This window comes from Azospirillum sp. UFLA03-27 (assembly GCF_059803775.1).
Genome location: NZ_JAUQTX010000100.1, coordinates 1 through 21,851 on the forward strand (window position 1 = coordinate 1; position 21,851 = coordinate 21,851).

15 protein-coding genes and 1 pseudogene are annotated in these 21,851 nt (G+C 67.2%); 7 read left to right on the plus strand and 9 right to left on the minus strand.

The window, feature by feature from the left end; genetic code table 11:
* Window positions 1-548: 548 nt before the first annotated feature.
* Window positions 549-1,742, minus strand: a complete 1,194-nt coding sequence (locus tag Q4I23_RS16280) for an MFS transporter (protein ID WP_498526886.1) — start codon at window positions 1,740-1,742, stop codon at window positions 549-551.
* Between the two features lie 104 nt (window positions 1,743-1,846).
* On the opposite strand from Q4I23_RS16280, the gene Q4I23_RS16285 reads away from it, so the two are divergent.
* Entirely contained in the window at window positions 1,847-2,809 is a 963-nt protein-coding gene (locus Q4I23_RS16285; RefSeq protein WP_498526887.1) for an AraC family transcriptional regulator, read from the plus strand.
* A 267-nt stretch (window positions 2,810-3,076) separates the two neighbouring features.
* On the opposite strand, the gene Q4I23_RS16290 is transcribed toward Q4I23_RS16285, so the two are convergent.
* On the minus strand, window positions 3,077-3,727 hold the full coding sequence (locus tag Q4I23_RS16290; protein WP_498526888.1) for a 3'-5' exonuclease: 651 nt from the start codon (window positions 3,725-3,727) through the stop codon (window positions 3,077-3,079).
* A 230-nt stretch (window positions 3,728-3,957) separates the two neighbouring features.
* On the opposite strand from Q4I23_RS16290, the gene Q4I23_RS16295 reads away from it, so the two are divergent.
* Together Q4I23_RS16295 and Q4I23_RS16300 are read left to right on the plus strand one after the other, a co-directional pair.
* The gene (locus Q4I23_RS16295) at window positions 3,958-4,326 is read left to right on the plus strand and encodes a DUF427 domain-containing protein (protein ID WP_498526889.1); all 369 of its coding nucleotides are present in this window, start codon (window positions 3,958-3,960) and stop codon (window positions 4,324-4,326) included.
* Between the two features lie 539 nt (window positions 4,327-4,865).
* Complete coding sequence (locus Q4I23_RS16300; RefSeq protein WP_498526890.1) at window positions 4,866-8,699, plus strand: ATP-binding protein; 3,834 nt, start codon at window positions 4,866-4,868, stop codon at window positions 8,697-8,699.
* A gap of 5 nt (window positions 8,700-8,704) precedes the next feature.
* Here the strand turns inward: Q4I23_RS16300 and Q4I23_RS16305 are convergent, their stop codons facing one another.
* Entirely contained in the window at window positions 8,705-10,435 is a 1,731-nt protein-coding gene (locus Q4I23_RS16305; RefSeq protein WP_498526891.1) for a tetratricopeptide repeat protein, read from the minus strand.
* Window positions 10,436-10,689: 254 nt separating this feature from the next.
* Here Q4I23_RS16305 and Q4I23_RS16310 point away from each other — a divergent pair, with 254 nt between their 5' ends.
* Entirely contained in the window at window positions 10,690-11,799 is a 1,110-nt protein-coding gene (locus Q4I23_RS16310) for a class I SAM-dependent methyltransferase (protein WP_498526892.1), read from the plus strand.
* Window positions 11,800-11,846: 47 nt separating this feature from the next.
* Window positions 11,847-12,071: a hypothetical protein gene (locus Q4I23_RS16315; protein WP_498526893.1), complete on the plus strand. Its 225-nt coding sequence runs from the start codon at window positions 11,847-11,849 to the stop codon at window positions 12,069-12,071.
* Window positions 12,072-12,797: 726 nt separating this feature from the next.
* On the opposite strand, the gene Q4I23_RS16320 is transcribed toward Q4I23_RS16315, so the two are convergent.
* A complete protein-coding gene (locus Q4I23_RS16320) occupies window positions 12,798-13,517 on the minus strand; it encodes a DUF1194 domain-containing protein (RefSeq protein WP_498526894.1) in 720 nt (239 codons plus the stop codon).
* A 209-nt stretch (window positions 13,518-13,726) separates the two neighbouring features.
* Window positions 13,727-14,926 (minus strand): MFS transporter, encoded by a 1,200-nt coding sequence (locus Q4I23_RS16325; RefSeq protein ID WP_498526895.1) that lies wholly within the window; start codon window positions 14,924-14,926, stop codon window positions 13,727-13,729.
* A 231-nt stretch (window positions 14,927-15,157) separates the two neighbouring features.
* On the opposite strand from Q4I23_RS16325, the gene Q4I23_RS16330 reads away from it, so the two are divergent.
* Window positions 15,158-16,045 (plus strand): LysR substrate-binding domain-containing protein, encoded by an 888-nt coding sequence (locus Q4I23_RS16330; protein ID WP_498526896.1) that lies wholly within the window; start codon window positions 15,158-15,160, stop codon window positions 16,043-16,045.
* A gap of 211 nt (window positions 16,046-16,256) precedes the next feature.
* Window positions 16,257-16,436, plus strand: coding sequence for a transposase (locus Q4I23_RS16335; protein WP_498526897.1), 180 nt, complete (start codon window positions 16,257-16,259; stop codon window positions 16,434-16,436).
* A gap of 230 nt (window positions 16,437-16,666) precedes the next feature.
* Here the strand turns inward: Q4I23_RS16335 and Q4I23_RS16340 are convergent, their stop codons facing one another.
* From Q4I23_RS16340 to Q4I23_RS16355, 4 genes and pseudogenes are all read right to left on the minus strand, one after another.
* On the minus strand, window positions 16,667-19,615 hold the full coding sequence (locus tag Q4I23_RS16340) for a PAS domain S-box protein (protein WP_498526898.1): 2,949 nt from the start codon (window positions 19,613-19,615) through the stop codon (window positions 16,667-16,669).
* 240 nt (window positions 19,616-19,855) lie between these two features.
* Complete coding sequence (locus Q4I23_RS16345; protein WP_498526899.1) at window positions 19,856-20,656, minus strand: class I SAM-dependent methyltransferase; 801 nt, start codon at window positions 20,654-20,656, stop codon at window positions 19,856-19,858.
* 283 nt (window positions 20,657-20,939) lie between these two features.
* Window positions 20,940-21,509 (minus strand): pentapeptide repeat-containing protein, encoded by a 570-nt coding sequence (locus Q4I23_RS16350; protein WP_498526900.1) that lies wholly within the window; start codon window positions 21,507-21,509, stop codon window positions 20,940-20,942.
* Between the two features lie 24 nt (window positions 21,510-21,533).
* Window positions 21,534-21,680 (minus strand): annotated as a pseudogene (locus Q4I23_RS16355) (pentapeptide repeat-containing protein); the annotation flags it as partial.
* Between the last annotated feature and the right edge of the window lie 171 nt (window positions 21,681-21,851).

Below are 21,851 nucleotides of genomic sequence, written 5' to 3' on the forward strand. Positions count from 1 at the left end.
CGGGCGGCGGAAACGCCATTTCCAAGCCTCAGAGGGGGCAAAAGGCCGAAATATGTTCGTTTTTCCGCACCCTGCTAACACGGCAGAGCAGTTTGGGCACAGGACCGGCGAGGAAGTCCAAGTCCCTATGAGTTCGGCTCATCAGGACTTGGTATGAGGTCCATGCCGGCAAGCCTCGTCCCCTTTCACCACACTCCTATCGGCGGATGTCGCCCCTGCCCAGGCGGTGGAATCGTCCGCGTTGCGCCAGGAGCTGAAGTTGGTTGGCTGCTATAAAGCGGAGCGAACGGGCCCTCCGACCGCGGAAGGAATCCCGCTCCCAGCAGTACGGAACCACCACCGAGAGCTTGGCGCCTAACCCGCAACACTGAACCGAGCCCGAGGGTCTAAACTTCCTTGTGTCGACAATCACGAAGGATTGCTGTCGCGGGTATTGACCTGAGCGAAAGGCGGTTTTCCGGGTACGGTGCTGGTGGCATGGGGGCCTACCGTCCTGGAAACGGAGCGCGACAGCGGCCGGTCCATCCGCGGGCGTCTGATGGAGGTGATCAGGAGGCGACAGCGACTGCCCGCGCGCGCATGCCTCCCAGCACGACCAGGGCGGCCAGCAGCAGCACAATTCCGCTGGCGCCGAAGACCCCCCCGGCGCCGCTGACGCCAAAGATGGCGCCGCCCACTGCCGCACCGGTGGCGATGGCGAGTTGCACCGCCGCGACGAAGAGACCACCGGCGCTTTCCGCCTCGTCCGGCACGGTGCGGGTGATCCAGGTGGACCAGGCCACCGGCACGGCGCCGAAGGCGACGCCCCACAACGCGATCAGCACCGAGGCCACGGTCGGCGACCCGCCCAGCGCGGCCAGCCCGAGCCCGAGCAGCCCCATGGTCAGCGGCATGACCGTCAGGGTCAGCCGCATGCTGCGCGCCAGCAGCGCGCCGCCGAAATAGGTGCCGGCGAAGTTCGCTATGCCGAAGCCCAGCAGGATGCCCGACACGCCGCTGACGCCGACGCCGGTCACCGTCTCCAGGAACGGCCGGACATAGGTGAACAGCGCGAAATGCCCGGTGAAGACCAGGATGATCGACACCATGCCGATCCCGACCCCAGGCCGCGCCATCACCTCGCCCAGGGTGCGGAGGCTGGTGTGGCCGTTCGGCGCCATGCGTGGCAGCGTCAGAACCTGCGCCACCAAGGCCGCCAGCCCCAGCCCACCGGCCATCAGGAACACCGCGCGCCAGCCGAGCAGGTCGCCCAGATAGCTTCCGACCGGGGCCGCGAAGACGGTGGCGGCGGACACGCCGCTGAAGATCATCGACAAGGCCCGCGGAATCATCGGCTCCGGCACCAGCCGCATGGCGATCGCGGCCGACATGGCCCAGAAACCGCCGAGCGCCACCCCCAGCAGCACCCGTCCGACCAGCAGCGACAGCAGGTCGGGGGCGAAGGCGACCGCCAGGTTGGACACCAACAGCAGCGCCGAAAAGGCGAGCAGCACATGGCGCCGGTCGATCCGGCGGGTCGCGGCGGAGATCAGCAGGCTGGCGACCAGCGCCACCGCGGCGGTCGCGGTGACGGCTTGGCCGGCCATCGCCTCGGTCACATGCAGGTCGGCCGCCATCGGCGTCAGCAGGCTGGCCGGCAGAAACTCCGCCGTCACCAGTCCGAACACGCCGAGCGTCAGGGAGAAGACGGCACCCCAGGCGGGCTCCGCCGGCGCGGCGCCGGCCTGCCTCACAGGTTCCATCATGGTCTGTCCTCGCAGGAAGATTATGCTGCGACGCAGAATAGATTGGAGGTGCTGGACGATCTATGCCACAACGTCCGCATCTTTTGATCGGTAGTCCGGATATGCCCGACTCATCCCGTCTCCTTCCCGCCACCGATCTCGTCAGCGAGCTTCTGCTCGGCATGCGGCTGACCGGCGTGCAGTACCGCCGCATGCAGGTCGCCCCTCCCTTCGGCATCGGTTTCGGGATGGTGGAGGGGCGGGCGCAATTCCATTTCATCGCCCGCGGGCCGGTCGTGCTGAGGCTGCTCGCCGGCGGTACCTTCACGCTGGACACCGGCGATGCGGTGCTGCTGCCGCGCGGCGGCGCGCACGAGCTGCTATCGGCGCCGGAACTGCCGGCCCGCGACGTCGCCAGCTTCGCGACGGCGCCGCTGTGCGGCAATGTCGGTGCGATCGAGTCCTGCCCGCCGGAAAGCTGCCGGACGAAGGATGCGGTGATCTTCACCGGCTGCATGGAGTTCGACCTCGGCGCCATGCAGCCGCTGGTCGGCCTGATGCCCGAGGTGATGCAGGTCGGCACCCTGCTCGACCGCTACCCTGAAATCCTGCCGATGCTGGAGGCGATGGAGCGGGAGGCGCGGGCGGAGCGCGCCGGCTATGCCGGCATCCTGGCGCGGCTGGCCGACGTGGTGTCCGCCTCCATCGTGCGGGGCTGGGTCGAATGCGGTTGCGGCGATGCGCGCGGCTGGATCGACGCTTTGCGCGACCCGCGGCTCGGCCGCGTCATCACCGCGCTGCATCGCGATCCCGGCCGCAACTGGACCGTGGCGGAACTGGCCGCGGAGATGGGCGCCTCGCGTTCGGTCTTCGCGGAGCGCTTCCTGGAGGTGACCGGCGTGACCCCGGTCCGCTACGTGACGGAGCTGCGGATGCGGCTTGCCGCCCAGTGGATCGGCCGGGAGCGTCTGCCGATCGAAACCGCCGCGCATCGGCTCGGCTACGGCTCGCAGGCCGCCTTCAGCCGTGCCTTCAAGCGCATCATGGGCTATTCGCCCGGCGCCTCACGCAGTGCGGAATCATAGCACCGGCACGATTAGGACCAAGTGGGGGGCAGGTCCTTTCACAAGCCGGTCCCGCCCGTCCTCGAGGGTGACCTGACCAACTGTCAGCGCGTAAAGTTCGGCGACACCTTGCCCGACAGCGCGAGATCGGTTTGCCAGGCGCCGGACTGTCGACTCTGCGCCATGAGCAGCCAGCACCGTTCAGCGCAAGCTGCCCCGATACGCGACCTTGACACCTTCCGCCCGTCAGGGCGCGCGGCACGATATCCGGATGCCCGGCGCCGTGCCTCACTCATACACAGCGTCGCGCGGGCCGGTATCTCCCAACGCCATTTTGACGAAGGCATCAGCCGTCAGGTCTGCGTCGAGCAGCGCGCCATGGTGGGCGAAGCGATCACTCCGGTCGAGCCACAGCCGATCACACAGCGCATCGAGCGAGCCGGAAGCACCGGGGAAGAACGCGTGTGACATCTCCTTGGTACAGATGAACCGGTCCGCCGAGAACGTGTCGGCACCCCATGTGGCGCGTCCGCAGCGCGCGAACTCGTAGTTCAGGAAGTCCATCTCGTTCTCATAGGCATGTGCCACCAGAAGGTCCTCGCCCAGAAAGGCGAGAAGCGCGTCGGCCACCTCGGGAAAGCGGGGCGCCGCCTTCAGGTCGGCGGGCTTGATGCCGTGCACCTTGATGGCGTCGGGATGGAGAGGGGCGTCGGGGTTGACCCGCGACTCCCAGCTGCGCGCTTTCCTCCAGCCATTGCCCTCACGGATGATCTCAAGACACCCGATTTCGATGATGATGCCGGGCTGACGCAGGCCCTTGGGCGCCTTACGGATGTCCTGGAGGCTCGGCAGGCGCCGTCCGGTCGTCTCGATGTCGATCGCCACCAGCCGGTCACGTCCTTCCCATGGCTGCATGCTCATTGAGATCCAATCTTTCATCGGTGGAGCCACCTGGGGCAAGGATGTGAAATAAGGGCAACGCTCCGTCACGCCGCCCAGAGTAGCATGGCGAAAGCGCCGGCCGCAGATCAGCGATACCACGGTCACAAGCGGCCGGCCCATGCCGCCGAAGCTCTTGATCCTGATGGATCAGGATCAAGAGTCGCTGGTATATGGCATGATGGCCGCGCCATGACCGGCGCAACCACTGGCGAGCAAGGAGTATCGCTGTGAAAATTCCCGGCCCAGAGCATCCCATCACGATCATCCCCAACCCGAATCGGATCCGTGTCGTCTTCGCCGGCCGGGTCGTCGCCGAAACGGCACGCGCCCTGACGCTGACGGAGGCGAAGTTGCCCGCGGTTCAATATATTCCCCGCGCGGATGCCGACATGACGGCTTTCGAGCGCACGGCGCACACGACGCATTGCCATTACAAGGGCGATGCCACTTATTACAGCCTGCGCGTGGGTGATCGCATCGCGATCAACGCTGTCTGGACCTACGAGACTCCCTATCCCGCCGTGGCCGCCATCCGCGAACATTTGGCGTTTTATCCAGAACGCGTCGATTTCATCGAAGAGCACGCGGCCACATAGTGGCAGCCGGCGGAAGGCTCCGCATGCGGTGTTGCTCTCATCGCAAAGCGGACCATCAGGGGCTTCGAACTTGGTGCCCTCTTTAACCACACGGCGAACGGCTGGGTGAAGCTGCTGGTCCGAAGACCTACGGCTGTCGCCGCGGCGTGCCCCGTTATAGCGCTGTCAGGATTTCGACCGGGACGGGGCAAGCCCCTCTACCCGCACAGCCCCAGCACGCAAGATGATGACCCTGAACATGCGTGTTGGCAAGGGAATGGCTTCTCGGGGCAGGTTCCCCTTTCGCCACACCACCTTCGACTGGCAATTGATCCGAAGCAGGCGGCCACACTTTCCCTCTGGCTGCAGAAGTCGGTCCCAACCACCAATGCTCAATGGAGGAGATGCTCGGAATCGATCTGGCGGCAAACATCGTTTGGTGGCAGCTTGCGTCAAGCTGGCCTCGCCATGGACCATTGCGGTGTGGAGTTGCCATGGACGCCTGGAGGTTGTCCCTCCTCGGCGGGTTCGAACTGCGAACGGCTGCGGGCTCGCCGGTCGTGCTCACCACCAGAAAGGCGATGGGCCTGCTGGTGCACCTCGCCCTGCGTCCCGACCACACCCAATCCCGCGACAAGCTTGCCGCTCTGTTTTGGGAAGACAGCTCCGGCATTCAGGCCCGCAGCAGCTTGCGCCAAGTGATCGCGGCCTTGCGCCGGCTGCCTGCAGGGGATGGCCCACCGCTGTTGCTGGCCGAAGGAGACATGGTGGCGCTCGCCGCCGGTTGCGTTGAGACCGACGTCGCTGCGTTCGAGCGGGCGGTGGCCGAGGGAATGACCACCGGTTCGGTGGAAGCGCAGGATCGCGCCCTGGATCTGTATCGTGGGGACCTCTTCGACGGCGTTCCGTTACGCGCCCCAACCTTTGACGACTGGCTGATGTCCGAAAGACAGCGCCTGCGCGAGCTGGCGCTCTCCACGATGACCCAACGGCTCGATGCCGCGTTGGAGGCCGGCACGACGGAAATCGGCGTCCGCACGGCGTTGCGCATTCTGGCGCTCGATCCCTTGCAGGAGCCGGCCCACCGGACGCTGATGCAGCTCTACGCCCGGCAAGGGCGCTACGCCGCGGCGCTGAAGCAGTATCAGACCTGCCGCAGCTTGCTGGAGCGCGAGCTGGGCGTTTTGCCCGAACCGGGCACCGAGCGCCTGTTCCGCGAGGTTCGTGAACGCCGGCGTGCTCGCGATGGCCCCACCTCAACGGCGTCTCCTGCGCTGGATGTCCTCCGGTCTGAAACGGTCCCATCCGGGAACGAGAAGCCGGACACCCCCGCCATTCCGCCGGAACTGCCGCCGCCCGCCGCCGCCAGTTCCGTTGTCGAGCCCGAATTGCGCTACGCGGCCATCCTGTGCATCGGTATGGCGGGCGTGGAGGAGGCTGACGCCGCTCTCGATCCGGAGGACGCCCACGCCCTCACCACCGCCCTCTTCGAGCGCATCGACCGGATCGTCAGGGATTATGGCGGACAAACGGTGCGCCATGGCGGCGATACGGCTCTGGCGGCCTTCGGCGTCCGGCGCGCGTTCGGCGACGACCCTTGGCGGGCGGTGCGCGCCGCACTCGACATCCAGGCCGAATTGGACCAAGCGGTATTGGGCCAGACGGAGCTGGCGCGTGCGACGACGAGAATGGGCGTGCGGGCCGGCGTGGCCTGCGGGCTGGTCGTGGTGGACGGTGCACGCGGCGGGACCGTCACAGGCAAAGCCATGCATGACGCCACGCGTCTGTCGGCGCGCGCCGCCTCCGGGGAAACATTGCTCTGCGACGCCATGCGCGGCGCCCTCGGCGACCGCGCGGACGTGGAGCCGGCGTCGGTCGGGAAGGAAAGCCTCGCTTGGCGTCTGCGCGGCTTGCACGGCGGCGCAGGGCCAGCCCGTCATCCCTTCGTTGGACGTAAGGCGGAGCTGCGCCAGTTCCAGGCGGCGCTCGACGGGTGCCGCGAGAGCGGCATCGGCACGACCATCCACCTGCGCGGCGACCCCGGAATCGGGAAAAGCCGCCTCGTCGGCGAATTCCAGCGGATCGCCGCCGAGGCGGGGTTCCGCAGCGCCGTTGGGTTTGTGATCGAGGTTGGCGTCGGACGCGGGCAGGACGCGCTGCGGGCCCTGGTGCGCAGCCTCGCCGGACCGCCGGCCGACCTCGACCGGCTGTTTGAAGACGGGCTGTTACCGACGGATTCCCGCCTGCCCCTCTATCCGATCCTGGACCGGCCATTACCACCGGATCTCCGCGCGGTGTACGAGGCGTTGGACCACCCCACGCGCGACCGTGGCCGGCGCGATGCCTTCGCCGCGCTGGTGCGCGCCCGGAGCGCCGTGCAACCCCTGCTTCTCGTGGTGGAGGATGTGCACTGGGCCGACGCGCAGACCCTGTCCTATCTCGCCATGCTGGCGGCCGTGGTCGCGGAATGCCGCGCCGTGCTGGTGATCTCCGCCCGCGTCCATGGAGATCCGTTCGGCGCCGAATGGCGCGCCGCCATTGGCGGGGTCCCGGTGCTGACCCTCGACCTCGCGCCCTTGCGCCGGGACGAGGCCGTGACGCTCGCCAGCACTTACGCCAACGCAGGGGCACGGCGCGTGCTGCGCTGCGTAGAGCGGGCGGAGGGCAATCCGTTGTTCCTCGACCAGCTGCTGCGCAGCCAGGGCGACGGCAACGACGTGCCGGGGACCATCCACGGGATCGTGCTGGCGCGCACCGACGCGCTGGTTCCGCTCGACCGGCAGGCCTTGCAGGCGGCCTCAATCCTGGGGCCGCGGTTTACGCTCGACGCCGTCCGGCACCTGATCGGCCAGCCGGACTACAGCGTGGCCGCGCTGCTCGGCCAGGCGCTGATCCGCCCGGACGGGGAGGCATTCCTGTTCGCCCACGCCCTGGTGCAGGAGGCGGTGTACGGGGCGCTCCTGCGCTCGCGCCGGCGCGACCTGCACCGGCGTGCCGCCGCCTGGTACGCCGGCCACGACCCAGTGCGCCACGCCGAGCACCTCGACCGGGCGGAGGATCCCGCGGCCGTGGCGGCCTACGCCCACGCCGCGGAGCTGTGCGCCGTCGATTTCCGGTTCGAGCGTGCGGTCGGCCTCGCCGAGCGCGGGCTCGCCCTCGCCGGGACGCGCGCGGAACGCTTCGCGCTGGCCTACCTGCACGCCGAACTGCTGGACTCCCTGGGCGAAGCCGCGGCGGCGGTAGAGGCGTTCGCGGCCGCGCGGGACCTTGCGGACAGCGATGCCGAACGCTGCCGGGCCTCGCTCGGCCTAGCGGCCGGTAAGCGGGTGACGGAGGATCTGGACGGCGCCATGGCGGCGTTGGCCGATGCCGAAGCGATGGCGGTGCGCGCCGGACTGGCCGGCGAACGGGCACGGATCCACCACCTGCGCGGCAACCTCTGCTTTCCGCGCGGCGATCTGGATGGCTGCCTGCGCGAGCACCGGGCGGCGCTCGACTGGGCGCAGCAGGCCCGGGCGGCGGATCTGGAAATCGCCGCGCTGGGCGGGCTGGGCGACGCCCATTACGCCCACGGCCGCATGGTGACCGCGCGCGAGCATTTCGAACGTTGCGTCGCGCTCGCCCGCGAGCATGGCTTGGCGCGTGTCGAAGTATCGAACCTCTACATGGTCGCGATCACGCGCCTGTACCTCAACGACCCGCGCGGTGCGGTGGAGGATGCCCGCGCCGGTGCCCGCACCGCCCGGGACATCGGCCATCGCCGGGCCGAGATGCTGTCGCATCTCGTCGCCTATGAGATTCTGTTCGAGCTGGGCGACGCGACCGCCGGCCGCGACCACCTCGCCCGCGCTCGGTCGCTGACGCAACAGCTCGGCGCACTGCGCTTCGAGGCGGAGCATCTGGCGTTCGAGGCGAAGCTGGAACGAATCACCGGCCATCGTGCGGAAGCCTGCGCCTTGCTGCACCAGGCGCTCGACCTCGCCCATGACACGGGGCTCGGCTACATGGGGCCGTCGATCCTGTCGGAGTTGGCCCTCTGCTCCGACGATCCGGCCGTCCGGCGTGAGCGGCTGGACGAGGGGGAGGCGTTGCTGGCCTGCGGAAGCGTCGGGCACAACCACCTGCAATTCTACCGGGACGCCATCGACACGGCGCTGGACCTGCGGGACTGGCCCTTGGCGGAGCGCTACGCCCAGGCCCTGGAGGACTATGCGGCGGCCGAGCCCTTGCCCTGGTGTACGCTGTTCGCCGCGCGCGGCCGGGCGCTGGCCCGCTGGGGCCGGGGCCTGCGCGACGAGGCGACCCGGCGCGCCCTTCTCCATGCGCTGGAGGAGTGCCGCCAGGTCGGCTTCGTCCACACGATCCAGCGCGTGCAGGACGCGCTGGCCGCTTGACGCGCCTACAGTCGGTTCAGCTCCAGCTGGCTGCGATCGCCGGCCCACGCGCGGGCGAGGCGTTCGGCGGTCTGATTGGCGTCTACGGTGCGGCCCTGCGCCCTCAGCGCCTCGGTCAGGCCATAGAGCGCCCAGCCGTTGTGCGGGGTCTTCGCCAGGCTGGCGCGGAAGGCCTGCTCCGCCTCCGCCGCCTGCCCGGTCTGGAGCAGGACGGCGCCCAGCGACTGCTGCACCGGATAGTACCAGTAGGGCGGCTCCATGTAGGACAGCGTGTCCTCAATCGCCGCCGCCTCGCGGAACTCCACAAGCGCCGTCTCCAGGTCGCCGCGCGCCTGCGCGATGCGCGCCAGCACCACATGGCGGGACAGCGTGGCGATGCGGTCCGCCGGGACGCCGGCCGCGTCCAGGCCGCTGAAGTCGGTGGTGCGGACGATGGCGTCGATGGCCTCCGCCTCGCGACCAGCTTCGGCCGCGTTGCCCTGCGCCGCCTGCGCCACCCCGCGGGCGTAATGCCACAAGGCCTTGACGTAGGGCAGCGTGTCGCCCGGGTCGGGCAGCGCGAGGACGGTCGCTGGCGCGCTGTACTGGGCGTGTGCGAAATAGGGCGCGGCCTTGATCGGCTGGACCCACGGGATCGTCCGCGCCGCCTCCTCGGTGACGGTCCGAGCGAGCTTGTCGGCGGAGGCGACCACGGTCGGCCCATCGCCAGCCATCTGCGCCGAGACCATCAGGAAGTGGATGTTGTGGGGGTAATAGGCGCCGGGATAGATGCCGGTGGCCTTGACCTTCGCCAGATATGCTTCGTCCGCGGCCACCGCGCCGCGGTTGGCCTCCAGCGAGTCCCGGTACCGGCCGACGCGGTAGTAGATGTGCGACGGCATGTGCACGAGATGCCCCGCCGCCGGCATCAGCCGGCCCAGGCGGTCGGCGTAGGGCTCCGCCCGTTCAGGCCGGTCGGACGCTTCGACCATGTGGATGTAGTAGTGGATCGCGCCGGGATGCTCCGGATCGGACGCCAGCACCCGTTCCAGTGTCGCGACGATGTCCGCCGTGCGACCCTTCGGCGTGCGGCCGGCGTCCGCCCAGTAATCCCAGGGCGTCAGGTTCATCATCGCCTCGGCCGTCAGGACGGCGATCTGCAGATCTCCGGGAAAGCGCCGCGCCACTTCGGCCATCGCGTCGGCGTAGGCCGCGTCGAGCGCCTTGCGGTCGGCCGGCGCGTCCTCCGCGTAGCGGCGGGCGAGCGCGTCGATCAGCGCACGCTCCCGGTCAGTGGCGTGGGCGGCATGGGCCTGCGCCTGCCGCAGGGCCGCCAAGGCCGGCGCGTTGGCGTCCGACTCCATCGGCCAGTTGATGTTAGGGCCGAGCACCAGCGCCTCGCCCCAGTAGCACAGGGAGCAGGCGGGATCGAGGCTCTGCGCCTTGCGGAAGGCGCGCCGCGCCTCCCCGTGGTTGAAGGCGTAAGACAGGCGGAGCCCCTGGTCGAACAGGGCCTGGGCCTGCGGGCTGACGGTCGTGACGGGCCAGCTGAGCGTCCCAAGACCGTCGAGCAGGTCGGCCGACGCGTCCAACGGACCGGCCGCTCCTGTCCCCATTTCAGTGAAGGGCTTCACTTCCGTCTTCAGCGGGCGGTGCGTCGAATGGTCCTGTGCGCCAGCAGGACAGCCCACAGCGAGCACGACGGTAGCGAGCGTGGTGGCGGCGAGGAGCGCGGAACGGCGTGGAATGCGGGCCACGGTGTCTTCTCCCTGGTGTCCTGGCGGGAACGTTGGGCCCCGACATTAGTCCCCAGCATGTCAGCCACCCGTCATGCGGGGCGTGAAAGCGGCGTGAAAGTCGCCGCAGTGGGGAAAAAGACAGGGTCGGGCCATGGTCTGCGGGACCGATATGCGATTTCACGTGGGATTCACGCGCCTGATGACGGGCGGCAGACGGGCGTGGGGTCATGTTGCGGCCACGACGCACTTCAGACCCGGAAAGGAACGCACCGATGACCGCCGCGACCTCCCACGACAGAACCGCCGCCACGACCGCCCGCTTCGACCAGGGCCGGGCCGATGCCTTCGCGGAGCGGCTGATCGGCGTGCTGAACGGCGGCGCCATGGCGCTGATGACCTCGGTCGGGCACCGCACCGGCCTGTTTGACCGGATGGCGGCGCTGCCGCCGTCCACCAGCGGGGAGATCGCGCAAGCCGCCGGGCTCAACGAGCGCTACGTCCGCGAATGGCTGGGCGCCATGGTGACGGGCGGCTTCGTCGACCTCGACCCCGACACCGGCCGCTACGCCCTGCCTGCGGAGCATGCGGCCTCGCTGACGCGGTCCAGCCCACTGGGCAATGTCGCGGTCTATGCGCAGTACATCCCCCTGCTCGGCTCGGTCGAGGACCGCATCGTAGAGTGCTTCCACAAGGGCGGCGGCGTGCCGTACGAGGCCTTCACACGCTTTCACGAGGTGATGGCCGAGGACAGTGGGCAAACCGTGCTGGGCGCGCTGACCGACCAGATCCTGCCCCTGGCTCCGGGGATCGTGGAACGGCTGGACGCCGGCATCGACGTGCTGGATGTCGGCTGCGGCAGCGGCCGGGCGCTGAACCTGCTGGCCCGGAGGTTCCCGGACAGCCGCTTCACCGGCTACGACCTGTCGGTGGAAGCCATCCGGCGCGGGCGCGCGGAGTCCATCCAGCACGGAACGGGCAACATCCGCTTCGCCCAGGCCGACCTGACGCATCTGGACGAGGTGGCGCGCTACGACCTGATCACGGCTTTCGACGCCATCCACGACCAGAAGGAGCCGGGAACCGTGCTGAGCGCGATCGCGCGTGCGTTGCGGCCCGCCGGCACCTTCCTGATGCAGGACATCCACGCCTCGTGCCACCACCACAACAACATCGACCACCCCATCGGGCCGCTTCTCTACACCGTCTCCTGCATGCACTGCATGACCGTGTCGCTGGCCCAGGACGGTGCCGGCTTCGGCGCGATGTGGGGGCGGGAATCGGCCATCACGATGCTGCGCGAGCGCGGCTTCACGGACGTCACAGTGCACCAACTGCCGCATGACCTGCAGAACGACTATTACGTTTGCCGGCACGGGCCGTGATCGGCCGGCAAGACAGGTCGGCACCATTTCTGAACAGGAGACAACCCATGTCGTCCACATCCATCCATGCGGTGCTGCGCGCTGACCGCGCCACCGTTGGATTCGCCGCGTGGCGTGCCTTGGCTGACACCCTTCTCGTCCGCATTGGGGAAGGGCACCGGATGCGCCAGGCGATGGCCTCGCCCCAAAAGATCGATGACCATACTCCGAAAGACATCGCCGTCAACCGGTGCGAGGTCGCGTGCTTGGCCAAGCAAGGGCACGGTACGTGACGATAATTGGGTAATCACAACCTAAAGTTTTCTAAGTGTATGCAAAGTTTTTAGAAGACAAACCCCGGTCATTAAGAACGCGGATCAAAACCCCGTCTTCACGGGCTCAAGCCATTGATTTTGCTCGACCCAGCGGAGGTTTTGATCTGCACTCTAACCCTGCCCCGGTGCGTCGTTCGATCCGTTGTCTTTCTGATAAAAACGATCGAAAGCGCGGCCGAGGCGGGCGTCCCCTTTCGCCACTAAGCTGGTCCCTGTTTCGCGGGGCCATCTCAGTGGGCGCGAGGCATCGATCAGATATGCGGCCCGAAAAAGGCTATGTATCAGCCTTTCTGCACGGCGGTATGACGCGCTTCCGCTCTTGATCCGGACCAATTCGCCAACAGTGTCCGGGTCAAGAACCGACCAGCCACAGAAACGGCGCACGTTCCCTCTTGCCGCGTCGGCCCGGATCTGTTCGGCTTTACTTCCGTAGGTGTCCGAATGATGGGCGCGCACGGCCCACGCTGATGTTCGCATCCGGCTGTTGTTTCAGCTCCAGACATTGGAGGCAAGCATGTGCCACAGCAGTGATCGTTGGAGCTTCTGGTCTCATCGGCAGCAGAAGACGGAGCCGGTGAACCGGAGCACGACACCGGCACCGACCAAGGAGGATGCCCGGAAGCCCACCGTGGAACCGCGTGAGGACGAGCGAACCCGGCGCGAGAAAGAGTTGGAACGCCTGCCCTAATCGGGAAGGTTCTGAATCGCACTGCTCTCCTGCTCGGCTGCATTGGCGATCTCCCGCTTGAGTTTGGCGGTGATGGCGTGAACAAAACTCGATCGGTCAGCGACGCTGTGGACAAAGGCGCCGGAGCCGCCGATGACCCGTTGTGCGAAATACGCCCCGAGCCAGGGAACCTCGTCGAGGATGACCAGGCCGTTGATGGTGACGCCCTCAGCAACGACGCGGTCGCGCGCGACCTCTGGGAGCGTGCCGACGTTGTTGTAGCCGTTGCTGACAACGTCGATGACACGGCGGGGCGCCGGCATGACGTCGGGAAAGAGCGTCGCGCAGTTCAACAGCGCCGCACCGATGCCGGTGCTGCCGGCACGGTCACGCCGCGGCACGGCGTCGATCGCCGCCGCGAACGCTTCGCCGCTGCTGGCGTCAGCGATCACCGTCCATGGGACGAGCACCTTCAGGGCCGTGGGATCCGACCATAGCACCAGGGTCACCGCAATTCGACCGCGATAGCCACCACGGATCAACTCCACCACGGTCCGATCTCGGAATGCGGCCGCATGTCCGTCGAGTTCGAACTCAAACATGGCCTGGTCGATGCTTGCTGATCCGTCAACGGCGAGCACGAGTTCCAGATCGACGGCGGGCTGGGCCGCAAGGGCGCTGCCCCAGAAGAGGATGGTCGCGGCAACTGCAGCAGCAACTCCGGTCGGCACCGACATGACTGGCCTCCACCCAGTCATGTGGAGCGGCCCGAAACGTCTGCGACTGCCTGAAGCAACGCATCGCCGTTACGCGGCCGTCCAAACGAGTGTTCCCTTTCACGACACCGGCGCTGACATGCCCCCGCGTGGCGTGGGCGTTGAACCGTCCACCGATCCGGGTCAACTCCGAACGTCAACAAAGCAAAACGGGCGTCAGACTCGTTCCACTAGCGGGTCGCGGCCGCTTTCGGAAACAGTGCAAAGGCGAGCAGTGCCGCCAGCGCGGAGGCCATCCAGACGGCGCCCCAGCCACCCCGGTCCAAAAGGAGGGGGATCGCCAACGGAGTAAGGAAATAAGTCCCGAAGGCGAAGGTGTTGCCGAGCCCGAGGGCCGCCCCGGTGTGGGTGATGCCGGCGATGGTAGCAAGTTCAGTGAAGGCGATGCCGTGCCAACTCGACGCGACGATACCACCGACCACCAGGACTCCCACACCAACCAGCATCAAGGCGCCGTGGTGTCCGGCTCCAGTAGGTTCCACGGCCACCAAAAGGGCGAGCGCCCCGTAGACGGCCGCCGTCAGCAGCGCGCACGCTTTCAGGAAGGGGCGCCGGTTCCGCCGGCGGTCGGTGTAACGGCCGCTCCACACACGAGCCACGGCAGCCCCGAGCTGGACCGCCACGATGGTCGCGCTGATGGCCGTCGTGCCAAGATGGAGGGCGTCGTTCAGGAAGACCGCCGCGAAGGTCACTACCGCGATCTGGGGGATGCAGAGCGCGCCAAGCCCGAAAACCGTCCGCCAGACCGAGCCGTTGCGGAACAGTCCAGTGCCGCCCGTGCCCGGCCGCGCCACGGGCTCGCCCTTCGGCCGGGTTACCGGCGGCTCGCGCAGCCAGAGCCACACGAAGCCCGTGGTTACCAGGCACATCGCCGCCAGCGCCCCGTAGACGCCACGGAATCCCACGCTCTCCGCCAGCGCGGGAAGCAGCAGAGCGCCGGCAGCACCGCCCGCCGGCAGGGCCATCTGCCGGATGCTCATGGCCAAGCCGCGCTCCCCCTCACCGAACCAAGCCATAACGGCACGCCCGCTCGACCCGTTCAGGCTCCCGCCGATCACGCCCACCAACAGAAGGGCGCCACCGAGCAGCCCGGCGGACGGTGTGACGGACGCAGCCGGAGAGAGGAACAGCGCCATCAGCGCCAGCACGAGGCTGGTCAGGCCCAGGCCCGTCAGCAACACCTTGCGGTCGCCCCAGCGGTCGGTCAGCATGCCCCACAGCAGTTCGCTGACGGCCACCCCCAGCCCCATGGCGCCGATCACCCATCCTAGATCGGTCAACTCCAGCCGGTAGTCCAACCGCATGAGGACCGCGGTGGCCGGAAGCCCCGTCAGCGCCGCGGCGAAGCTGCCGTTCGCGGCGACGCCCACCCCAAGCACTTTCCATCGGTGTGCATCCACACCCCCCACTGCCGGCCTTGCTGTGCCCGCATCGCGTCCTTCGCTCGTGATCGCCAGCCTCATGATCCGCCGTCTCATGGTCGCCATGGTGGAAAGCCTCGTCTTCAATTGTTCTTGCCATCAGCGTGATAGCGCGCGACGATCATCCCGATAATCAGGAAGTTTTTGACGTTAGATCCCGAAAACCAGGACGGTTGCTGCGTGAAGATCAGCTTCGACCTCGACGTGCTGCGCAGCTTCGTGGCCGGCGTGGACCTTGGCAGCTTCGCCAAGGCCGCCGACCGACTGGGCCGTTCGACGTCCGCCATCAGCGCGCAACTCAAGAAGCTGGAGGAGCAGGCGGGCACTCCGATCTTCCGCAAGTCCGGCCGCGGCCTTGCCCTGACGGAGGCGGGCGAGACCATGCTGGCCTACGCGCGCCGCCTGCTGGATCTGAACGACGAGGCAGTGACTGCCCTGCACGGTATGGCGACGGAGGGATGGCTGCGGATCGGCATGCAGGAGGATTTTGCAGAGGCCCTGCTGCCGATGGCGCTCGGCCGCTTCTCGCGGGTCCATCCCAAGATCCGGATCGAGGCGCGGGTGGCACGCAATGCCGATCTTCTTGATCGGGTGGCGCGCGGTCGGCTGGATTTTGCGCTGGCCTGGGACGACAGGGCGCCGGCCCCACACAAGGTGGACGTCGCAACGGTGCCGGTCCGCTGGATCGGCGCGCGCGACGCGGCGACGACCCGGCGTTTGCTGGAGGACGCCAGGGGAGAGCCATTGCCCATTGTGTCGTTCGACGACGGCTGCTGGTTCCGCAGCGTGGGGACAGCCGCGCTCGACCGCGCCGGGTGGGCATGGCGCGTGGCGCTGACGAGCCCCAACCTGTCGGGGTTGTGGGCCGGCGTGGCCGCCGGCTTGGGGCTCACCATCCGCACGGCGGTGGGCCTACCTCCAGGCCTACGAGCGTTGGACGAGTGCGACGGCGGCCTGCCGCCGCTGCCCTCCATCAATCTCGCGATTTACCGGAGGGACGCAGACCTCGATCCCTTGGCGGAGAGGCTGATCGACATCGTTCGCGACGGCGTGCACGAGCTGCTGTGACCTTTAGGTAGTGTCTGACGGACCGGCGTGTTGGAGCTGTTGGAAGCGGTAGCCCCCTTCAGCCGGAGCGACCGCGATACGCCGCCATGAGCTCTCCGACGCCCAATAGGCGCTGGTTTCAGAACGGATGCCCCCGTCCGGGCGCCCTGGCGGGCGATGGCTTAGTCACCGTGACGTCGTCAACGGGCTGTTCTAGAAGCTGAATACCGGTGTGCCCTGGCGCGACATCCCAGCGCGCTGCGGGTCGCGGCAGAACATCTACGACCGCTTCATGCGCTGGCGGCGCGATGGCTTATTCGAACGGCTACTCGAGCGTCTGCGCCTGCATCTGGATGATCAGCGCCCGATGGGAAGCCGCATCCCTTTCGCCACACGGCGAATGGCTGGGTAAAGCTGCTGGCCCGAAGACCTACGTCCGTCTCCGCGGCATGCCCCGTTACAGCGCTGTCGGGATTTCGACCGAGACGGGGCAAGCCCCCTTACCCGCACAGCCCCAGCACGCAAGAAGATGGCCCTGAGCACGTGCGCCGGCAAGGGCGTGGCTTCTCGATGCAAGTTCCCTTCCGCACCCAATCCCATTTCAGTTTTGGCGCCACCTGGGCCGCACCAGCCGGAAAGCAGTCACTCCGCGGCATGGATATGCCGCGCGAGCGTCGCCTGAAGGAGACGCGGGGTCACCGGCTTGTGCATGAGCCCGAGACCATGAGCGATGGCGTCGTTCTGCGGCTCGGGCCCGATCTCTCCGGTCACGATGATCCCGGGGATGTCGTGCCCGTACCGTTCGCGGATGCGCACGGCCGCTTCCGTCCCGATCCTCCCGGCGCGCAGGCGGTAGTCGACGATCAGGATGTCGGGCCGGCGGCTGTCCGCCTCCAGGCGCTTCAGCGCCTCGTCCGTGGAGTCGGCTGCCAGCACGTCGAAGTCCCATTCCCGCAGGATCGTCTCAAGCCCCATCAGGACGATTGCGTCATCGTCCACCACCACCGCGAACATCCGGTCCGCCCCATGGAACGATGCGGGCTCGGCGGACGGCTCAGCGGCTGACAGGACGGGCACCGCCTCGGCGGCGAGCGGCATGGCGATGCTGAACAGCGACCCACCGTTGGGACGCGAGCACACCTCCACCGGATGGTCGAGAAGCGTCGACAGCCGGCGCACGATCGCCAACCCCAACCCCAGCCCCTGGGTCCGGTCCCTCTCGGGATTGCCCAGCTGGTGGAACTCCTCGAAGATCCGGCCAAGATGGTCCGCAGGGATGCCCGGGCCGGTATCACGAACTTCGATGAGCAGTCGGTCACCGCGGATGGCGCAGTCCACCAGCACCCGGCCCCGTTCGGTGTAGCGGATGGCGTTCTCGATCAGGTTGCGCAGCATGCGGTCGAGCAACACGCGGTCGCTGCGGACCCGGGCGCCGCATGGCATGGTCTGCCACTCCAACCCCTTGTCCCGTGCGATCAGCCCATAGGCGTCATCCAAGGGCCCGAGCAGATCCTGCACAGAGAAGTCCTCAAACTGCGGTGCAACAATGCCGGCATCCAGCCGGGAAATGTCGAGCAGACCATCGAGCAGGCTTTTCAGGACATCGAGGCCGTGCTGCAACCGATCCAACCGCTCCCGCCCAACCGTATCCGCGACATAGGGGCGAAGCGCCTCGGCGAACAGCAGAATCGACTGCAGGGGCTGGCGCAGGTCATGGCTAGCCGCCGCGAGAAAGCGGCTCTTCGAGCGGTCGGCCTCCTCCGCCGCTTCTCGGGCACGGTGGATGTCATCGACGTCCGTGGCCGCGCCGAACCATGCGATGATATGGCCTCCCTGGCGGATGGGATGGGTGCGGCTGAGGTGCCAGCGGTACGCTCCGTCCGCACGCCGCAAACGCAGCTCGTACTCGTGCGGGTCACCGGCAGCGATGGCTTGCGCGCGTGCCCCCTGGATGCGCTCCACATCGTCCGGATGAAGATCGTCCATCCGTGTGGACTCGTCCGTCTCGCGGCCAGTATAGGCGCGGAAGGCGGCGTTGACGAACTCCAAGGCGCCATCCGGCCGGTTCACCCACATCTTCTGCGGCGCATGCTCGACCAACGCACGGAAGCGCTCCTCGCTCGCCCGCAACGCCTCATCCGCCTCCCGCCGGTCCGTGATGTCGCGCATAATTCCGGTGAAGAAGCGCTGTCCATCAACTTTCCATTCCGTGATGGCGAGCTCCAGGGGAAAGGTGGTGCCATCCTTGCGAAGCCCCTCGACCTCACGGCCAATGCCGATGATCTTGCGAATGCCGGTGCGCTGGTAGGCCTCGATGTAGCCGTTGTGCTCCGCACGGTACGGCTCGGGCATGAGCATCGCGATGTTGCGCCCCACCACCTCCGCCTCGGCATAGCCGAAGATGCGCTCGGCGGCCGGGTTGTAGGACTGGACCACGCCCCGTTCGTCGATGACCACCATGGCGTCCACGGCGGTCATGACGATGGAGCGGTAACGGGCCTCGCTGGCCTGCAATGCCGCCGTGGCATCGTTATGGGCGCGGGTTCGCGCTTCCAGGGCCTCGGCCATGCTGTCGAATGCTTGGCCCAGATGACCCAGTTCGGATCTGTCATCCGCCAATCCAGCGCGAGCCGAAAGGTCGCCCGCGCGCCAGAGCCGGGTTGCCGCGACCAGAGCCCCCACGGGGCGGTGCAGATAGCGCCGGGCGAGCAGGACAGCCGCCAGGAGGCTCAGCAAAAGCGTTGCCGCGGTCCAGACCAGGGATCGCCACAGCGCCTCATCGATGCCGACCATGGCCGCATTCCGGTCAACACCGATGGCAACGAAGATATGCCGGACACCGGCGGCGAGCGGCACGTAGGCGAACACCCTCTCGTGCCCGTCGATGCCGAGGAGTTGGGCAGTGCCGATGGTGTCGGCGTCGAGCAGCGGACGGAAGCGATCCGGCAGCACGGTGCCAACGACGCCGAGCAACTCCGGCACCCGAGCCAGCACAGCCCCCTCGCTGTCTGCCACGAGCACCGCGGCGTTGGAGGGCAGCGGGTGGTTGGCGAGGTAGCTCGTCAACCAGCCGAGATCGATTAGTGCCGAGACCACACCAACCGTGGTTCCGTCGTCACGCAGGATCGGCAGCCCGAACGGCATCGCCGGCCTCCCGCTCGGCCGCTGCCGGATGAACGCGCCGACGGTGAATCCGCCACCCTCCAGCACCGCGCGTACGTGTGCACGGTCCGCGATGGTGATGCCTGGCCGAAGCTTGTCAGTCGAGCACAGGATAACGCCGTCCGCACCTGTGAGGTTGATCGTCAGGTAATCCGGGATCCGTCGACCCGTCCGTTCCAACAGGTCCTGGCATCCGAGTGGATCCAGGTCCCGCGCCACGCGTGTCTCGGCGAGCAACGCCAGAGTCTGCCGCACCCCCTCGACGAGGCGCTGCTGCTCGCCGCCAAGCAGGCCGAGGAGATGAAGGGCGGTGTTGTGGATCTCCGCCTCCCGGTTGCGGCGCTGTTCGAGCTGATTCCAGACCTCGATGGCCGAGATCGGGGCAATGGCCAGCAGCACCAGCAGGAGCAGGCGCACCAGGATGCTCATGGGCACCCGTCCGCTGCCACCATGCCAAGGCACCACCTCCCGCGCTCACGCATCGTTGTCTCCCCACAATGATAATCTGGAACAACAACGGGGCAGGCGTGTCAGTGGTCCTCCAACAATCGTCCGCACAGGGCTTGACCAATCCGATTTTTCGATTGCGCCAGTCCCCTTTCACCACGTTGGCTCAAACCGCATTTTGTCCGGCTGACCACCGGCTTTGGCCGGGCGCATGCCTTTTTGTCAGTCCTTGCGGCCCCTCACGGCCCAGGCCCGCGCGACAAGATGGATGCTGCCGTCTGCCTGTGCCGGTAAGGACGCCCGCAGGCGCTCACGCAACGCGGCTCGGCTGTCCTCGTCCAACGACATGCAGTAGGCCGGCGCCGGCGCTTGTCCCCCAAGAAACGGAGCCCAGTAGTCGTCGAAGTCGCGGAACTTGGTGGGAACGTCGATCGCAAGGGTCTTCACCTGCGAAAGGCCGGCGCCCTCGAACAGCCGGCGCAATGTCTCCGGCTGGCATATCGGGAAACGACACCCCTCGTCGAACCCGAGGGCCTGCGTGTCCAGTGCGATCGCCGCATCCCAAAAGCGGCGCATCAACTCCATCTTGCCCGCGTAATCCCAGACATAGAGCGCCACCTCGCCGCCCGGTCGAACGACCCGCGCCATCTCGGAAGCCGCGAGCGGATGATCGGGCAGGAAGTTGAGGACGAGGCCGGACACCACGCGATCGAACTGGGCGGCGGGGAACGGCAGGCCGAGGGCATTGGCTTGAAGCAGCTCGGCGCCCGAGGCCTTCAAGCGCCGACGTGCGAAGTCGAGAAAGCCGGCTGACGGGTCAATCCCGACCAAACGCTTGGGGGCGCATCGCTCGGCAATGGCCTCCGCCACCGTTCCGGTGCCGCAGCCCACGTCGAGCCAATCGAGGTCGGTCGGGGCGTTCAACCAAGCGAACAACGCGTGGGCCACCGGACGGCTCCAGCGTCCCACGTAGGGTTCATAGAGGTCACCGCTCTCCCAGCGAACGGCCGCGGCTTCAGTCATCGCCGGGGCTCCCTTGGCCTTTAGGAGCCTGATCGTACTCCTTCCCGGCTTCGCGATCACTGGAACAGGCGGATAGGCGGGAGACCGCGACAAGAGCCTTTTCTTTATCGGCGGTATCCTCGGGCACGCCATGGACCGCCCGCTCGACAAGGCCGCCAAGGATCGCTCGACCGGGCGCCTGCCATCACGCTGGACGCTGAGGAACCGGTGTTGCTGCTGTTGCGCAGTGGTCTATCGGTCGACGAATTCCGTCGCTGAATTGCCATGGCGTCGAAGCGATGGCTCAACGATCAGCCAATTCGATTGTGCACGGTTTGCGGCCGCGTCGGATTGCGGGTGGATCATCCCCGAAGTCCGAGCCACAGCGTTTCGCCCGGTCACGATACCGCTCAGCCGCGGCATCGCCCAGGGTTGGGATGGCGTGGCGGGTGGTGAGGCTCCCGCGGGGAACTTCAAGGACGCATGGGCGCTTCACGGAAATGCTCTCGGGCAGTTGTGTGGTTTGGTCGATGCAAGCCCCATTCAGGCTGTCGCTGGTGAGGCCGATCAACGTCCGCAAATCCGTGTTGCGGAGGTCGGCGCCGTAGAAGGTGGCTCCGGTGACGTCGGTCGGCTTGCTGCGCCCGTCGGTTCCTGGTTCGGGCGGAATACGGATCGAGTTGAAAGAAATGTTGCGCAGATCGGCGTAGTTGAAGTTGGTGCGGCGAAAATTGACGCCGTCGGCAAAAGCGCCTCTGAGGTCCGCGCCGGAGAAGTCGCTGCCTTCGAAGTTCGAGCCGGTTAGCCTGGATCTTTGCAGAAACGTCCAAAAGAATGAAGCGCCGGCACCAGTGATGCAGGTAAGATCAGCCATTTCACCGAATATGCTGCCTTCGAAGACCGCGGCTCTAAGGTCGCTTCCCTGGAAGTTGGACTTGCATAGATTCGAGTGGCTCAAATTGGCTCTCGTGCCGCTGGGCGGGGTAAGAACAAGATGACTTAGATTGTCGTTTGCCGCCTCAATGTCCCGCAGCGAAATTCCCAAGCTGACTAGGGGCCGTTAGCGCTTGAGGTCCGTGCCCATTTGGTTGGGATGGCAGTTGAGTACGGAAGCGAGGTTCTGACGGACGCGGAATGGAAGATTCTGCATCCGCTGATCGAAGCGTGCCGCCCGCGCGGCAAGACGCCACCCCAGCACCTGCGCCGCACGGTTACG

Bases quoted from the DNA above. Each gene is read 5' to 3' on its own strand.
- Q4I23_RS16280 (WP_498526886.1), bottom strand. From the start codon at position 1,742: ATGGAACCTGTGAGGCAGGCCGGCGCCGCGCCGGCGGAGCCCGCCTGG.
- Q4I23_RS16285 (WP_498526887.1), top strand. From the start codon at position 1,847: ATGCCCGACTCATCCCGTCTCCTTCCCGCCACCGATCTCGTCAGCGAG.
- Q4I23_RS16290 (WP_498526888.1), bottom strand. From the start codon at position 3,727: ATGAAAGATTGGATCTCAATGAGCATGCAGCCATGGGAAGGACGTGAC.
- Q4I23_RS16310 (WP_498526892.1), top strand. From the start codon at position 10,690: ATGACCGCCGCGACCTCCCACGACAGAACCGCCGCCACGACCGCCCGC.
- Q4I23_RS16315 (WP_498526893.1), top strand. From the start codon at position 11,847: ATGTCGTCCACATCCATCCATGCGGTGCTGCGCGCTGACCGCGCCACC.
- Q4I23_RS16320 (WP_498526894.1), bottom strand. From the start codon at position 13,517: ATGTCGGTGCCGACCGGAGTTGCTGCTGCAGTTGCCGCGACCATCCTC.
- Q4I23_RS16340 (WP_498526898.1), bottom strand. From the start codon at position 19,615: ATGAGCATCCTGGTGCGCCTGCTCCTGCTGGTGCTGCTGGCCATTGCC.
- Q4I23_RS16345 (WP_498526899.1), bottom strand. From the start codon at position 20,656: ATGACTGAAGCCGCGGCCGTTCGCTGGGAGAGCGGTGACCTCTATGAA.
- Q4I23_RS16350 (WP_498526900.1), bottom strand. From the start codon at position 21,509: ATGGCTGATCTTACCTGCATCACTGGTGCCGGCGCTTCATTCTTTTGG.